15 protein-coding genes are annotated in these 15,017 nt (G+C 70.5%); 6 read left to right on the top strand and 9 right to left on the bottom strand.

The window, feature by feature from the left end; translation table 11 throughout:
- From ACTWQJ_RS02495 to ACTWQJ_RS02530, 8 genes are read right to left on the bottom strand one after another with little or no spacing between them, the layout of a single operon-like run.
- Complete coding sequence (locus tag ACTWQJ_RS02495; RefSeq protein ID WP_443304957.1) at positions 1-1,995, bottom strand: NADH-quinone oxidoreductase subunit 5 family protein; 1,995 nt, start codon at positions 1,993-1,995, stop codon at positions 1-3.
- Positions 1,992-2,384, bottom strand: a complete 393-nt coding sequence (gene nuoK, locus ACTWQJ_RS02500) for an NADH-quinone oxidoreductase subunit NuoK (protein ID WP_443304958.1) — start codon at positions 2,382-2,384, stop codon at positions 1,992-1,994. The genes ACTWQJ_RS02495 and nuoK overlap by 4 nt, the downstream gene beginning before the upstream one ends.
- On the bottom strand, positions 2,384-3,043 hold the full coding sequence (locus tag ACTWQJ_RS02505) for an NADH-quinone oxidoreductase subunit J family protein (RefSeq protein ID WP_443304959.1): 660 nt from the start codon (positions 3,041-3,043) through the stop codon (positions 2,384-2,386). Before ACTWQJ_RS02505 ends, nuoK begins: the two co-directional genes overlap by 1 nt.
- Positions 3,040-3,618, bottom strand: coding sequence for a NuoI/complex I 23 kDa subunit family protein (locus ACTWQJ_RS02510; protein WP_443304960.1), 579 nt, complete (start codon positions 3,616-3,618; stop codon positions 3,040-3,042). The genes ACTWQJ_RS02505 and ACTWQJ_RS02510 overlap by 4 nt, the downstream gene beginning before the upstream one ends.
- Positions 3,619-3,620: 2 nt before the next feature.
- Entirely contained in the window at positions 3,621-4,589 is a 969-nt protein-coding gene (locus ACTWQJ_RS02515) for a complex I subunit 1/NuoH family protein (RefSeq protein WP_443304961.1), read from the bottom strand.
- Positions 4,586-5,644: an NADH-quinone oxidoreductase subunit C gene (locus tag ACTWQJ_RS02520; RefSeq protein WP_443304962.1), complete on the bottom strand. Its 1,059-nt coding sequence runs from the start codon at positions 5,642-5,644 to the stop codon at positions 4,586-4,588. Before ACTWQJ_RS02520 ends, ACTWQJ_RS02515 begins: the two co-directional genes overlap by 4 nt.
- Complete coding sequence (locus ACTWQJ_RS02525; RefSeq protein ID WP_443304963.1) at positions 5,644-6,270, bottom strand: NADH-quinone oxidoreductase subunit B; 627 nt, start codon at positions 6,268-6,270, stop codon at positions 5,644-5,646. The genes ACTWQJ_RS02520 and ACTWQJ_RS02525 overlap by 1 nt, the downstream gene beginning before the upstream one ends.
- On the bottom strand, positions 6,261-6,668 hold the full coding sequence (locus tag ACTWQJ_RS02530) for an NADH-quinone oxidoreductase subunit A (RefSeq protein WP_129799316.1): 408 nt from the start codon (positions 6,666-6,668) through the stop codon (positions 6,261-6,263). Before ACTWQJ_RS02530 ends, ACTWQJ_RS02525 begins: the two co-directional genes overlap by 10 nt.
- Positions 6,669-6,870: 202 nt before the next feature.
- Between ACTWQJ_RS02530 and ACTWQJ_RS02535 the strand changes: the two genes are divergently transcribed.
- The 5 genes from ACTWQJ_RS02535 (at position 6,871) to ACTWQJ_RS02555 (ending at position 13,523) form a co-directional block, all read left to right on the top strand.
- Entirely contained in the window at positions 6,871-8,073 is a 1,203-nt protein-coding gene (locus ACTWQJ_RS02535; RefSeq protein ID WP_443304964.1) for a sensor histidine kinase, read from the top strand.
- Positions 8,074-8,222: 149 nt separating this feature from the next.
- On the top strand, positions 8,223-9,563 hold the full coding sequence (locus ACTWQJ_RS02540; RefSeq protein WP_443304965.1) for a sensor histidine kinase: 1,341 nt from the start codon (positions 8,223-8,225) through the stop codon (positions 9,561-9,563).
- Between the two features lie 109 nt (positions 9,564-9,672).
- A complete protein-coding gene (locus ACTWQJ_RS02545) occupies positions 9,673-10,332 on the top strand; it encodes a LuxR C-terminal-related transcriptional regulator (protein WP_443304984.1) in 660 nt (219 codons plus the stop codon).
- A 190-nt stretch (positions 10,333-10,522) separates the two neighbouring features.
- Positions 10,523-12,451, top strand: coding sequence for a 2-oxoacid:acceptor oxidoreductase subunit alpha (locus tag ACTWQJ_RS02550; protein WP_443304966.1), 1,929 nt, complete (start codon positions 10,523-10,525; stop codon positions 12,449-12,451).
- Entirely contained in the window at positions 12,444-13,523 is a 1,080-nt protein-coding gene (locus ACTWQJ_RS02555) for a 2-oxoacid:ferredoxin oxidoreductase subunit beta (RefSeq protein WP_385266537.1), read from the top strand. Before ACTWQJ_RS02550 ends, ACTWQJ_RS02555 begins: the two co-directional genes overlap by 8 nt.
- A gap of 28 nt (positions 13,524-13,551) precedes the next feature.
- Here ACTWQJ_RS02555 and ACTWQJ_RS02560 read toward each other — a convergent pair whose 3' ends face one another.
- Complete coding sequence (locus ACTWQJ_RS02560; RefSeq protein ID WP_443304967.1) at positions 13,552-13,944, bottom strand: winged helix-turn-helix transcriptional regulator; 393 nt, start codon at positions 13,942-13,944, stop codon at positions 13,552-13,554.
- Positions 13,945-14,045: 101 nt separating this feature from the next.
- Between ACTWQJ_RS02560 and ACTWQJ_RS02565 the strand changes: the two genes are divergently transcribed.
- On the top strand, positions 14,046-14,900 hold the full coding sequence (locus tag ACTWQJ_RS02565; protein WP_443304968.1) for an NAD(P)H-binding protein: 855 nt from the start codon (positions 14,046-14,048) through the stop codon (positions 14,898-14,900).
- Positions 14,901-15,017: the final 117 nt, after the last annotated feature.

Below are 15,017 nucleotides of genomic sequence, written 5' to 3' on the forward strand. Positions count from 1 at the left end.
TCACGCTCCCGTGGCGACGAGGACGGCGGCGACCACCAGGACGACGGTGCCGGCGAGCAGCGCGCTCACATAGGTCTGCACATTGCCGGTCTGGGCGCGCCGTACGGCGGCACCGAGCCAGCGGGGCAGGGCACCCGCGCCGCGCACGTAGGTGTCGACGACCTCGCGGTCGAGGAAGCGGACGAGACCGGCGCCGGCCCGGACGGGGCGGACGAACAGCGCCGAGTACACGGCGTCCATGTGGAAGCCGACGGCCGCGTGGCGGTGCAGCGGGCCGAGCAGCAGGCGTGCCGGGTCCGCCGGGTCGGGCGCGTGGGCCACGCCTCCGTACACGGGTTCGTGGCTCGCGATGGCCTCGGCCTCGACCTGCGCGGCGTCGCCCTCGGGGTGGGCCGCGACCGCGCCCAGGGGCACGCGGGCCGCCAGCTCGGTGGTGTGCCGCCAGGCGGCGTAGGTGACGATGCCCCCGACCAGGGCCAGACCGGTGCCCAGGACGGACGTGGTGAGGGTCGGGGTCAGCTCACCGCCGTCGAACCAGCCGGGCAGCGACTGGTACGCCAGTCCGCCGAGGGCGAGGGAGGGGGCGGCGAGCACCCACAGGACCACGGTCATCGTCAGGGGCTGCCTGCCGTGGTCCGGAGCCTCGGTGCCGTGGCCGCGGAAGGCGAGCAGCCACAGGCGGATGGCATACGCGGCGGTGAGCAGGGCCGTGAGCAGGCCGACGACGAGGACGATCCAGCCCGCGGCAGCGGGGGCGTGCTCGCTGTGGCCGGTGGTGACGTGTTCGGCGGCGCCGAGGACGGACTCCTTGGAGAAGAAGCCGCTGAAGGGCGGGATCGCGGCGAGTGCGAGGAGCGCCACGGTCATCGTCCAGTAGGCGTCGGGAACGCGGTCGCGCAGGCCGTGCATGCGGGACATGGCGGCCAGGGAGTTGGTGCCGGCGGCGTGGATGATCACGCCCGCCGCGAGGAACAGCAGCGCCTTGAAGGCGCCGTGCGAGAGGAGGTGGAAGACGGCGGCTCCGCGGTCGCCGACGGCCAGGGCGCCGGTCATGTAGCCGAGCTGGCCGATCGTCGAGTAGGCGAGAACCCGCTTGATGTCGTCCTGGGCGAGCGCGGCGAGGGCCGAGCCGGCCATGGTGACGGCGGCCATGGCGGCGAGGACGACCATCGCGGCCTGGGAGGCCTCGAACACCGGGAGGAGACGGGCGATGAAGTAGACACCGGCGGCGACCATCGTCGCGGCGTGGATCAGTGCGGAGACGGGGGTGGGGCCCGCCATCGCGTCAGGAAGCCAGGTGTGCAGCGGGAACTGTGCCGACTTGCCCGCCACGCCGGCCAGGAGCAGCAGGGCGATCAGTGTCGGGTGGTCGAGTCCGCCGTTCGCGACGGTGTCGAGAACACGGGTGATGCGGAACGACGCGGCGTCGGTGGCCAGCGCGAACAGACCGATCAGGAAGGGGACGTCACCGAGCTTGGTCACCAGGAAGGCCTTGAGGGAGGCGGCGCGGGCCTCCGGGGTCTCCCAGTAGTGGCCGACCAGGAAGTAGGAGCAGATGCCCATGACTTCCCAGCCGACCAGCAGCACCATCAGGTCGCCCGAGTAGACGACGAGCAGCATCGCGGAGGTGAACAGGGACACGAGCGCGGCGTACGAGGGGTAGCGCGGGTCGTCGCGCAGGTAGCCGGTCGAGTAGATCTGCACGCAGGTGGCCACGAACGCGACCAGGACGGCGACGAGGGCGGCGAAGCCGTCGATGTGCAGGGCCAGTTCGATCGGGACCGAGCCGGTGGGGGTGAGTTCGGTCGCGGCGTCGATCGCCTCGTCGCCGCCCTGGCGCACGGCGACCAGCACGGCGAGCACGAGCGACGCGAGCGTCGGCAGGACGGCGATCGGACGGACGAAGCCGGGAGCCGTGCGGCCGAGGAGCAGGCCCGCGGCTGCTCCCAGGAACGGAAGGAGGGGGACGAGGACGGCGAGGGTGGTCGTGGTCACGCGGTGGCCTCAGCCTTCTCGGCGGCCGACTCGGCCGCGGCAGCGTCGCCGGCGGATGCGTCGGCCTCGTGGCCCTCGGCGGTGTCGCGGAGCTTGTCGATGTCCGAGGTGCCGCGGTTGCGGTAGACCGCGAGGACGATCGCCAGGCCGATGCCGATCTCGGCGGCCGCGATGGCGATGGTGAACAGGGTCAGCGCCTGACCGGAGTGCAGGGTCTCCTCGGCGGTCCTGCTGAGCCAGACGTCGAAGGCGACCAGGTTCAGGTTGACGGCGTTCAGCATCAGCTCGACCGACATCAGGACCAGGATCGCGTTGCGGCGGGCCAGGACGCCGTACAGGCCGGTGCAGAACAGGAGGACGGAGAGGACGGCGGGATAGGCGAGGTGCATCAGCGGACACCGCCCTTGTCACTGCCCGGGGCTCTTCGGGTGCTCGGGAGGGGCGGGGAGCTCTCGGTGCCGGACTCGGCTGCCTTCGCCTTGCGGGACAGGACGATCGCACCGACGAGGGCGGCGAGGAGGAGGACGGAGAGGGCCTCGAAGGGAAGCACCCAGTTCTGGAAGAGGGCCTTTCCGGTGACCTCGGTGGAGCCGACGGGGGCGCCGTCCAGGTCGATCCAGGTCGTACGGAACGCGTCGACGACGACCCAGATCAGGGCGGCGGCCGAGGCGACGGCCACGGTGAGGGCGGCCCAGCGGTTGCCGGAGTCGGCGTCCGGGGAGCGGCCGATGGGGGCCTTGGTGAGCATCAGGCCGAACAGGAGGAGGACGACCACGGAACCGACGTAGATGAGGACCTGCACCCAGGCGATGAACTCGGCGGTGAGCAGCAGGTATTCGACGGCGAGACCGCCGAGGGTCACCACCAGCCACAGGGCGGCGTGCACCAGCTGTCTGGTGGTGACGGTGACGATCGCGGCGCCGAAGGTGACCAGGCCGACGAGGAGGAAGGCGATCTCGACTCCGGTCGGGGAGAGGAAGCCGTGCGCTTCCGCGGCCGTGGTGGTGGCCGTGGCGTGCGCCGTCGCGGCGGCTGCGGCGAGAGTCACGACTCACCTCCCTGCGGATCGGCGGGTTCGGCCGGCTCGGCCGGCTCGGCCTGCGCGGCCGCCAGTTTCTCGGCGGTCTTGCGGGCGGCGGCGATCTCCTTCGGTTCCTCCGCGCCGGGGTCGAGGGCGGGCGGGGCCGGGACCGTCCACATCCACTCGCGGAGCTTGTCGCGTTCGTGGGTGAGGTCACGGATGTCGGTCTCGGCGTACTCGAACTCCGGGGACCAGAACAGCGCGTCGAAAGGACAGACCTCGATGCAGATACCGCAGTACATGCACAGCGAGAAGTCGATGGCGAACCGGTCGAGGACGTTGCGGCTGCGCTCACGGCCGCCGGGCGTCGCCGCCGGGATCGTCTCCTTGTGGGAGTCGATGTAGATGCACCAGTCCGGGCACTCCCGGGCGCACAGCATGCAGACCGTGCAGTTCTCCTCGAACAGGCCGATCACACCGCGGGTGCGGGGCGGGAGGTCGGGCTGGACGTCCGGGTACTGCTCGGTGACGGTCTTCTTCGTCATCGTGCGGAGGGTGACGGCCAGGCCCTTGGCGAGGCCACTGCCAGGGATCGGAGCCATGGTTACTGGATCACCACCTTCACGACGCCGGTGAGGGCGATCTGGGCGAGGGAGAGGGGGACGAGGAGGGTCCAGGACAGCTTCTGGAGCTGGTCCTCGCGCAGGCGGGGGTAGGTCACGCGCAGCCAGATCACGAGGAACGCGAGGACGGCGGTCTTCAGCAGGGTCCAGACCCAGCCGAGGCCGTCGGCGCCCCAGGGGCCGTGCCAGCCGCCCAGGAAGAGGACAGTGGTCAGGCCGCACAGGACGATGATTCCGGCGTACTCGGCGAGGAGGAAGAGAGCGAAGCGCAGTCCGGTGTACTCGGTGTACGCGCCGAAGATGATCTCCGAGTCGGCGACGGGCATGTCGAACGGGGGGCGCTGCAGCTCGGCCAGCCCTGCCACGAAGAAGACGATCGCGCCGACGATCTGCCAGGGCAGCCACCACCACTCGAAGGCGTCCAGGATGCCGGGGAGGGAGACCGTGCCTGCCGCCATGGCGACGGAGGCGGCGGCGAGGAGCATCGGGAGTTCGTAGGCGAGAAGCTGAGCGGCGGTGCGCAGGCCGCCGAGGAGGGAGAACTTGTTGGCGGAGGCCCAGCCGGCCATGAGCGAGCCGAGGACACCGACGCCCATCACGGCGAGCACGAAGAAGATGCCCGCGTCGATGACCTCGCCGACCGCGCCCTCGCCGGGGCCGATCGGGATGGCGAGCAGGACCAGGAGGTACGGCAGGAGGGCTACAGCGGGCGCGAGCTGGAAGATACGGCGGTCCGCGCCGGTCGGGACCACGTCCTCCTTCTGCGCGAACTTCACGCCGTCGGCGACGAGTTGGGCCCAGCCGTGGAAGCCGCCGGCGTACATGGGACCGAGGCGGCCCTGCATGTGCGCCATCACCTTGTGCTCGGTCTGGCCGACGATCAGAGGGAAGGTGAGGAACACGCCGAAGACGATCAGGAGTCGCAGGGCGACGTCGAGCACATCGTTCACTGCCGGCCTCCTTCGAAGTCCTCGGGGTTGGGGGTCTGGGTTTCGTCGTCTGCCGGTTCCGTATCCGGCGTCGACTCCGCACGGTTCGCTTCGGGAGCCTCCGGCTTGGCAGTCCCCGGCCCCGTGTCCTTCTCCTCGCGCTCGTCGAACGCCGGACGTGCGTGGTGCCACGGCGCGTCGGAGCTGCGCGGGGTGGCGGTGTCGGGCCGGGTCTGCTCGGCGTCCGCGCCCTCCGCCCGCTGCGAAGCCGAGCCCTCACCGGCGCTCCGCGCACGCCGGGGCCCAGCAGCCGCGCCCGTCGCCCGCTGCGAAGCCGAGCCCTCGCTCGCGCTCCGCGCGCGGCGTGGGGATTCGGCGGGCGTGGAGGCGGGTGTCGGGCGCTGCGAAGCCGAACCCTCCGTGGCCGTGCGGGTGCGGCGTGCGGGGCGTTCGCCCGCGGGGCGGGCGGCGCCGCGCGCCGGACGGGCGGGGGCCGGGGGGAGCTGGCCCTTGAGCGGGCCCCATTCGTTCGGGTCGGGGACGCCCGGGGGCAGCATCTGGCGGCGCTTGGGGGTGCCGTGGGCCGCGGCCTCTCCCGGTTCCTTCGCCCCCGGCCACGCCTTGGCGACGCGGGAGGCGAGGACGAAGTCCTTGCGGAGCGGGTGGCCTTCGAAGGTCTCCGGAAGAAGGAGGTGGTCCAGGGCCGGGTGGCCCTCGAAGGTGACGCCGAACATCTCGTGGGTCTCGCGCTCGTGCCACGCCGCGCCCGCGTAGACGTCCACGGCGGAGGCGAGGACGGGGGTCTCGTGCGGGATTGTGGTGCGCAGCAGAAGGCGGCGTACGGGGGAGAGCGCGACGACGTGCGCCGAGATGCGGAAACCCGTGCCCGGCTCGTCGACCGCGCTCAGCCAGTCGAAGTAGGTGCAGCCCAGCTCGTCGCGGGCGGTGCGCAGCGCCGCGGTCCAGGTGGTCGCGGGTACGTCGACCGTCAGGACCTCGTACGACTCCTCGGCCGTGGCCTCCGCACCGAACAGCTGCTCGGCGGGGGCGGGCAGCCAGCCGACCGTGCTGCTCATCAGGCCTCCCCCGCACCGGTGCCGGCCGCGGCCGGCGGTTGGACCAGACCGCTCTGCAGCGCGGCCGCCGACGGGCGCGCCGTACCGTAGCGCTCGCCCAGCGACTCGCGGGCGATCTTCTCCTGGAGCTTCAGGATGCCCTGGAGCAGTGCCTCGGGGCGGGGCGGGCAGCCGGGGACGTAGACGTCGACGGGGATGATCTGGTCGACGCCCTTGGTGACGGAGTACGAGTCCCAGTAAGGGCCGCCGCAGTTGGAGCAGGCGCCGAAGGAGATGACGTACTTCGGCTCGGGCATCTGCTCGTACAGGCGTTTGATAGCGGGCGCCATCTTGTCGGTGACCGTGCCCGACACGACCATCAGGTCGGCCTGGCGCGGGCCCGGCGCGAACGGGATGACGCCGAGGCGGATGAAGTCGTGGCGGGCCATCGACGCGGCGATGAACTCGATGGCGCAGCAGGCGAGTCCGAAGTTGAAGACCCAGAGCGAGTAGCGGCGGCCCCAGTTCAGGACGACCTTCATGGGCTCGGGGGCGAGGCGCGCGAGGGCGCCGAGACGCTTCGGCTCCGGGAGCAGTACGGGCTCGGGAGGAGTCACCGAGGGGGTCGCTTCTGGCGTCACGTCCATGCCAGGACACCCTTCTTGTAGGCGTACAGCAGTCCCACGGCCAGGAAGCCGAGGAAGAGGAACATCTCCACGAGGGTCGTCGCCCCGTAGCCGGGGGCGGCGAAGACCGTTGCCCACGGGAAGAGGAAGATCGAGTCGACCGCGAAGATCACGTACAGGAAGGCGTAGACGTAGTAGCGGACCTGGGTGTGCGCCCAGCCCTCGCCCACGGGGTCGACGCCGCACTCGTACGTCAGGAGCTTCTCGGGGGTGGGGACGACAGGGCGCAGCAGTCGGCCGGCGCCGAACGCGATGGCGACGAACAGCACGCCGATGGCGGCGAGCAGTCCGACGACCGAATAGGACTGGAAGTAGTCGGCCGCGACGACTGCGGTCCGTTCGACGGTCGGTTCCCGCACGTCCGTCCCTCGCTCCCCTGACCTCGACCCGATGACCTTGCGATGACCTTGCGGTATCTGTACGCAACGTGAGTCTAGGGCCTGTTAAAGCGGCGGTAAGCAGCTCATCATCGCCTTGAGCGGCCGGGGTGGGGTTTTCCTCAGCAGAACCTGGCGGTCCACCTCATGGCGCGGCCGCGCGCCGCCGGGCACGCTGGCCCATGTGACCGAGAATTTCCCCGCGCCGAGCCCGGCGCCCGCCGACCCCGACGACCGGGTGCCGCCGCCCCGCTTCGCCTACGACGTGCACACCTGGAAGGAGATCGCGCATCTCCTGGCCAATCTGCCGATGTCGCTGCTGGGCTTCGTCTACGTGGCGACGGCGCTGTTCACCAGCGCCTTCCTGACCGTCACGGTGATCGGGTTCCCGCTGCTCGCGGCAGCACTGATGGGCGCGCGGCAGCTGGGCAAGCTGGAGCGGGCGCGGGCCAGGAAGCTGCTCGGGGTGCGGGTGGACGAGCCGAGTCCGCTGCCGTTGCGGGGCGGCAGAGGCTTCTTCACGCAGCTGTGGATGATGCTGAAGGACCCGGTGGGCTGGCGGACCATCCTGTACGACTTCATGCGGCTGCCCTGGGGCATTCTCACCTTCGTCATCACGCTGACCTCGCTGTTCGTGCTGTGGCCGGTGCTGCCGTTCATAGCCCGCGGGCTGGCCAACGCGGACCGGGCGATGGTGCGCGGGCTGCTGTCGCCCTCCGACGAGCTGGAGCGGCGGATCGCCGAGCTGGAGTCGGACCGGGGGGTCGTGGTCGACACGGCCGCCGCCGATCTGCGCCGCATCGAGCGTGACCTGCACGACGGGGCGCAGGCCCGCCTGGTCAACCTGGCGATGGGGCTCGGCCTGGCCAAGGAGAAACTGCTGGAGGGCCAGGCCGACGAACTGGTGGCGGCGATGGTCGAGGAGGCGCACGGCGAGGTGAAGCTGGCGCTGCAGGAGCTGCGGGACCTGGCGCGCGGGATCCATCCGGCGGTCCTCACCGACCGCGGCCTTGACGCGGCGCTCTCCGCGGTCGCCTCGCGCTGCACGGTGCCGGTGAAGGTGACCGTCGACCTGGAGTCGCGACCGGCCGAGGCCATCGAGGGCATCGCCTACTTCACCGTCTCCGAGCTGCTGCAGAACGTCAGCAAGCACAGCCGGGCCACGTCCGCCTCCGTCGACGTGTGGCGGACGGAGGAACGGCTGCTCATACAGGTGAGGGACAACGGCCGCGGGGGTGCGCGACTCGACGGTGGTACGGGGATGCGGGGGCTCGCCGAGCGGCTGGACGCCGTCGACGGTCTGTTCGTCATCGAGTCGCCGCGGGGCGGGCCGACGCTCATCACGGCCGAGCTGCCCTGGCGCGACCGGCAGCCGCGGCGCGCATAGGCGCGGGCGCGGAAGGTAGGGAAAACCCCCCGTTCGAGACGCCGACGGACTCCATGGTCCGCCCGCCCGCCGCCCAGCAGGGTGGAGATACGACGGCACGACCGCCGCAGAGGCACAACGAGCAGGACGAGGAGACGGGGAGTAGGCCGATGGCCACGGAGTACGGACAGGGGTACGGATCCCACATCGGGCGGCTCGAGCGGCGGCATCGGCTGCCGGCCGGGCTGCGGGCGCCGTTCGAGGCGCGCAGCTGGCGTGAGTTCGCGTATGTGCTGCTGAGCCTGCCGATGGGCGTGCTGATGTTCACGTACGCCGTCACGATGCTCGCGCTCGGTGCGGGGCTGCTGGTGACGTTCCTCGGCATTCCGGTGCTGGCGGCGGGGCTCGCGGGGTGCCGGGGGCTCGGGGCGCTGGAGCGGGCGCGGGCGCGCGGACTGCTCGGGCTGGAGGTGGCCGATCCGGAGCCGCTGCGGGTGCGCAGGAGCGGCCTGATGGGGTGGATCGGCGCCGTCCTGAAGAGCGGCACGTCGTGGCGGCATCTGCTGTACGCGGTGCTGCACTTCCCGTGGGCGGTGTTCTCCTTCGTCGTCGCGGTGAACTTCTGGGCGTACGGCTGGGCGCTGCTGACGTATCCGCTGTGGTTCTGGCTGTTCCCCATGTACGGCGGACAGGACGGGCTCCAGCTGTACGGCGACGAGACACATCACGTCTATCTCGACAACCCGTTCGAGATCACGGTGACGGCGCTGGTGGGGCTGCTGTTCACGCTGGCCACGCCGTGGATCGTGCGGGCGTTGACCCTGGTGGACCGGCTGCTGGTGCACGGGCTGCTCGGGCCGTCGCGGCTGGCGACGCGGGTGGTGGAGCTGGAGTCCGACCGGGGCGTCGTCGTCGACACGGCGGCGGCGGATCTGCGGCGCATCGAGCGCGATCTGCATGACGGGGCGCAGGCCCGGCTGGTGGCGCTGGCGATGGATCTGGGGTTGGCGAAGGAGAAGCTGAGCCAGGATCCGCAGGCGGCGGCACAGATGGTGGACGAGGCGCACGGTGAGGTGAAGACGGCGCTGCAGGAGCTGCGGGACCTGGCGCGCGGGATCCATCCGGCGGTCCTCACGGACCGTGGCCTGGACGCAGCGCTCTCCGCGGTCGCCTCGCGGTGCACGGTGCCGGTGCAGGTGGAGGTGGACCTGGCGTCGCGGCCGGCGCCGGCGATCGAGGGGATCGCGTACTTCACGGTGTCGGAACTGCTGCAGAACATCAGCAAGCATGCGCGGGCGAGCTGGGCGGCGGTGGATGTGTGGCGGTCGGAGGACCGGCTGATGCTGCAGGTCATGGACAACGGCGTGGGCGGGGCCGGTGCCGGTGCGGGCGGGGGATCCGGGCTGGCCGGGCTGGCGGAGCGGTTGGATGCCGTGGACGGGATCCTCGTGGTGGACTCGCCGGCCGGCGGGCCCACCCGGATCACCGCGGAACTCCCTTGGCGGGGGTGAGCGCCCTCCCCCTCCCGGTGCAATCCCGCCCCCGTCCGAAAGCTGGAATGCTTGACTGGTCGTACGGGCCGAGTCGGGCAATGGGGGGCCGAGGATCGTGGAGGACAGGGTGCGGGTGGTCATCGCCGAGGACTCGGTGCTGCTCAGGGAGGGCCTGACCCGGTTGCTGACCGACCGTGGGCACCAGGTCGTCGCCAGAGTCGGGGATGCGGAGGCGTTGATCAAGACCATCACGGATCTGAACGCCGAGGGGACCCTGCCGGACGTCGTGGTGGCCGATGTGCGGATGCCGCCGACGCACACCGACGAGGGCGTCCGGGCCGCGGTGCAGCTGCGGAAGGAGCATCCCGGGCTCGGTGTGCTCGTGCTGTCGCAGTACGTGGAGGAGCGCTACGCCACCGAACTGCTGGCCGGATCCAGCCGCGGGGTCGGGTACCTGCTGAAGGACCGGGTGGCCGAGGTGCGGGAGTTCGTGGACGCGGTGGTGCGGGTCGCCGAGGGGGGCACCGCCCTCGATCCGGAGGTCGTGGCGCAGCTGCTCGGGCGCAGTCGTAAGCAGGATGTGCTCGCGGGGCTCACCCCGAGGGAGCGTGAGGTGCTGGGGCTGATGGCCGAGGGGCGGACCAACTCGGCCATCGCCAAGCAGCTGGTGGTGAGCGACGGCGCCGTCGAGAAGCACGTCAGCAACATCTTCCTGAAACTGGGCCTGTCCCCGAGCGAGGGGGATCACCGGCGGGTTCTGGCCGTCCTGACGTACTTGAATTCCTGACGAGTACGGGCCGGGCCGCGCATCCAACGGGGTACGGGCTGCGTCTTAAGCGGGGTACGGCCCGCGTCTCAAGCGGTGTTCTTCATGCGAATGACCGAGGGAAGGCAAGCCGTGCCGACGTAGGGTTGGTCCTGGGAGAGCCTGCGGGAAGGCCACTCCCAGACAGCCGCCTCGAAGGAGGTCCAGTTCAGTGACGAGCCAGGTCAGTAGCCAAGCGGAGCAGGCCGACGGAGCCGTCGTGGGAGAGCAGCGCAAAGCGGCCGGCGTCAAGGACGTCCGCCGTCTCGACCGGGTGATCATCAGGTTCGCGGGGGACTCGGGTGACGGTATGCAGCTCACCGGTGACCGCTTCACGTCGGAAACGGCGTCCTTCGGCAACGACCTGTCGACCCTGCCGAACTTCCCCGCCGAGATCCGGGCGCCCGCCGGGACCCTGCCCGGGGTGTCGTCCTTCCAGCTCCACTTCGCCGACCACGACATCCTCACCCCCGGTGACGCGCCGAACGTGCTGGTGGCGATGAACCCGGCGGCCCTGAAGGCCAACGTCGGCGACCTGCCGCGCGGCGCGGAGATCATCGTCAACACGGACGAGTTCACCAAACGGGCGATGCAGAAGGTCGGGTACGCGACCAGCCCGCTCGAGGACGGCTCGCTCGACGGATACCACCTGCATCCGGTACCCCTGACCACCCTGACCGTCGAGGCGCTGAAGGAGTTCGACCTCACCCGGAAGGAGGCCGAGCGCAGCAAGAACATGTTCGCCCTCGGCCTGCTGTCCTGGATGTACCACCGGCCCACCGAGGGCACCGAGAAGTTCCTGCGGTCCAAGTTCGCGAAGAAGCCCGACATCGCGACCGCCAACATCGCCGCGTTCCGCGCGGGCTGGAACTTCGGCGAGACGACCGAGGACTTCGCCGTCTCCTACGAGGTCGCACCGGCCGTCAAGGCGTTCCCGGTCGGCACGTACCGCAACATCTCCGGGAACCTGGCCCTGTCCTACGGTCTGATCGCCGCGAGCAAGCAGGCCGACCTGCCGCTGTTCCTCGGCTCGTACCCGATCACCCCGGCCTCGGACATCCTGCACGAGCTCAGCAAGCACAAGAACTTCGGTGTGCGGACCTTCCAGGCCGAGGACGAGATCGCGGGCATCGGCGCGGCGCTGGGCGCGGCCTTCGGCGGTTCGCTCGCCGTGACCACGACGTCGGGGCCGGGTGTGGCGCTCAAGAGCGAGACCATCGGGCTCGCGGTCTCGCTGGAGCTGCCGCTGCTGGTCGTCGACATCCAGCGCGGCGGGCCGTCGACCGGACTGCCGACGAAGACCGAGCAGGCCGACCTGCTGCAGGCGATGTTCGGACGCAACGGCGAGGCGCCGGTGCCGGTGATCGCGCCCCGCACCCCCGCCGACTGCTTCGACGCCGCCCTGGAGGCGGCCCGGATCGCGCTGACGTACCGCACCCCGGTGTTCCTGCTGAGCGACGGCTACCTCGCCAACGGCTCCGAACCGTGGCGCATCCCGGAGCTGGACGAGCTGCCCGACCTCGGGGTCCAGTTCGCGCAGGGCCCGAACCACACGCTGGAGGACGGCAGCGAGGCCTTCTGGCCGTACAAGCGGGACCCGCAGACCCTGGCCCGCCCGTGGGCGATCCCGGGCACGCCGGGTCTGGAGCACCGCATCGGCGGCATCGAGAAGCAGGACGGCACCGGCAACATCTCCTACGACCCCGCCAACCACGACTTCATGGTCCGCACCCGTCAGGCCAAGGTCGACGGCATCGAGGTGCCGGACCTCGAGGTCGACGACCCGCACGAGGCGAGCACGCTGGTGCTGGGCTGGGGGTCGACGTACGGACCGATCACGGCCGCGGTCCGCCGTCTGCGCACCGCCGGCAGGTCGGTCGCGCAGGCCCATCTGCGGCACCTCAACCCCTTCCCCCGGAATCTCGGTACGGTGCTGCAGCGTTACGACAAGGTGGTGATCCCCGAGATGAACCTCGGTCAGCTCGCCACGCTGATCCGGGCGAAGTACCTGGTCGACGCCCACTCGTACAACCAGGTCAACGGGATGCCGTTCAAGGCAGAACAGCTCGCCACGGCGCTCAAGGAGGCCATCGATGGCTGAGACGTCCACGGAAGGCACGGGCACGATCGAGGCGCTTTCGCTCGTGCCCAAGGCCGAGGCCAGGCAGTCCATGAAGGACTTCAAGTCCGATCAGGAAGTGCGCTGGTGCCCCGGCTGCGGTGACTACGCGATCCTCGCCGCCGTGCAGGGCTTCATGCCCGAGCTGGGCCTGGCGAAGGAGAACATCGTCTTCGTCTCGGGCATCGGCTGCTCCTCCCGTTTCCCGTACTACATGAACACCTACGGGATGCACTCCATCCACGGCCGCGCCCCCGCCATCGCCACCGGACTCGCGTCCTCCCGGCGCGATCTGAGCGTGTGGGTCGTCACCGGTGACGGCGACGCGCTGTCGATCGGCGGAAACCACCTGATCCACGCCCTGCGCCGCAACGTCAACCTCAAGATCCTGCTGTTCAACAACCGGATCTACGGCCTGACCAAGGGTCAGTACTCCCCCACCTCCGAGGTCGGCAAGATCACCAAGTCGACGCCGATGGGATCGCTGGACGCGCCGTTCAACCCGGTGTCGCTGGCCCTGGGCGCGGAGGCGTCGTTCGTCGCGCGGACCGTCGACTCCGACCGCAAGCACCTCACCGAGGTACTGCGCCAGGCCGCGGCCCACCCGGGCACGGCCCTGATCGAGATCTACCAGAACTGCAACATCTTCAACGACGGCGCGTTCGACGCCCTGAAGGACAAGCAGCAGGCCGAGGAGGCGGTGATCCGGCTGGAGCACGGGCAGCCGATCCGTTTCGGCCGGGACAACGCGCGTGGTGTCGTACGGGACCAGCAGACCGGCGACCTCAAGGTCGTCACGGTGACGCCGGAGAACGAACACCAGGTGCTCGTGCACGACGCCCGTTCCGACTCCCCCACCACCGCCTTCGCGCTGAGCAGGCTCGCCGACCCGGACACCCTGCACAACACGCCCATCGGCGTCTTCCGCGCCGTCGACCGGCCGGTCTACGACACGCAGATGGCCGACCAGCTCGACACGGCCATCGAGCAGAACGGCAAGGGCGACCTGGCCGCACTGCTGGCCGGCGGCGACACCTGGACGGTCGTCGGCTGAGCACCGTAGGTGCACAGGGGCCCGGGTCTCAGGCCCGGGCCTCGTCGTATGCCCGCCGCGCCTTCACCACGTCGTCCATCCGCTTCTGTGTCCACAGCGCCAGTCCCTGCACCTGCTCCGCCGCCTCGCGGCCGATCTCGGTCAGGGAGTAGTCGACGCGCGGCGGGATCACCGGCTTGGCGTCCCGGTGCACCATGCCGTCCCGCTCCAGGGTCTGCAGCGTCTGGGTGAGCATCTTCTCGCTGACCGGGCGGACCTCGCTGATCGCCCGGCGCAGCTCGCTGAACCGGTGCGGGCGCTCCAGGAGACACGTCAGCACCAGCACACCCCAGCGGCTGGTGACGTGCTCCAGGACCAGGCGATGCGGGCACATCGTCTCGCCGTCGGGCTTCCAGCCGCTTGCCGTTCCACTCTCCGCCATGCAGGTACCTTACTTCAAAGTGGGTACTTTCCAATAGTTAGCGCCACTCCTAGGGTGAGTGCCATACCAACCCGTACTCACCCGTACACAGGAGTCACCTCATGAGCATCGTCGTCACCGGAGCCACCGGACAGCTCGGCCGGCACGTCATCGAGCAGTTGCTGGAGAAGGTTCCGGCCGACCAGGTCGTCGCCGTCGTCCGCGACGAGGCCAAGGCGGCCGACTTCGCGACCCGTGGCGTACGGCTGGCGGTCGCGGACTACAACGCGCCCGAGACCTTCGACGGGCTGTTCTCCGCCGGCGACAAGGTCCTGCTGATCTCCGGCAACGAGTTCGACAAGGGCCGCGTCGGCCAGCACAAGGTCGTCATCGAGGCCGCCAGGGCGGCCGGTGTCGCGCTGCTCGCCTACACCAGCGCCAACGGCAGCCTGACCGCCGCCCTCGCCGACGACCACCGCGGCACCGAGGAGGCGGTCCTGGCGTCCGGCGTGCCGTACGCGCTGCTGCGCAACGGCTGGTACCACGAGAACTACACGGAGAACCTCGCCCCGGTACTGGAGCACAACGCGGTCGTCGCCGCCGCCGGTGCGGGCCGGGTCTCCTCCGCCTCCCGCGCCGACTACGCGGCCGCCGCCGTTGCCGTGCTGACCGGCGAGGGGCACGAGAACAAGACGTACGAGCTGGGCGGCGACGAGGCGTGGAGCTTCGCCGAGTACGCGGCCGAGCTGAGCCGGCAGACCGGCAAGGAGATCGCCTACAACGCGGTCACGACCGAGGCGCTCATCGGCATCCTGACCGGCGCCGGCCTGCCCGAGCCGCTGGCCGCGATCCTCGCGGGCGTGGACGCCTCCATCGAGAAGGGCGAGCTGGTCGTTTCGACCGGCGACCTGTCCCGCCTGGCCGGCCGTCCGACCACCCCGCTCTCCGAGGCCATCACCGCCGCGCTCAAGGGCTGAACCGGCACAGCGGACCCCGTCCGTCATGACCGTATAGCGATACGGGCATGACAGGCGGGGTGGCTCGGCGCTACCTTCGTTCAGGCGAGGCTGACGCACGAAGGAGGAGCCGGTGGC

Source organism: Streptomyces sp. KR55 (assembly GCF_052245645.1).
GTDB lineage: Bacteria > Actinomycetota > Actinomycetes > Streptomycetales > Streptomycetaceae > Streptomyces > Streptomyces flavusporus.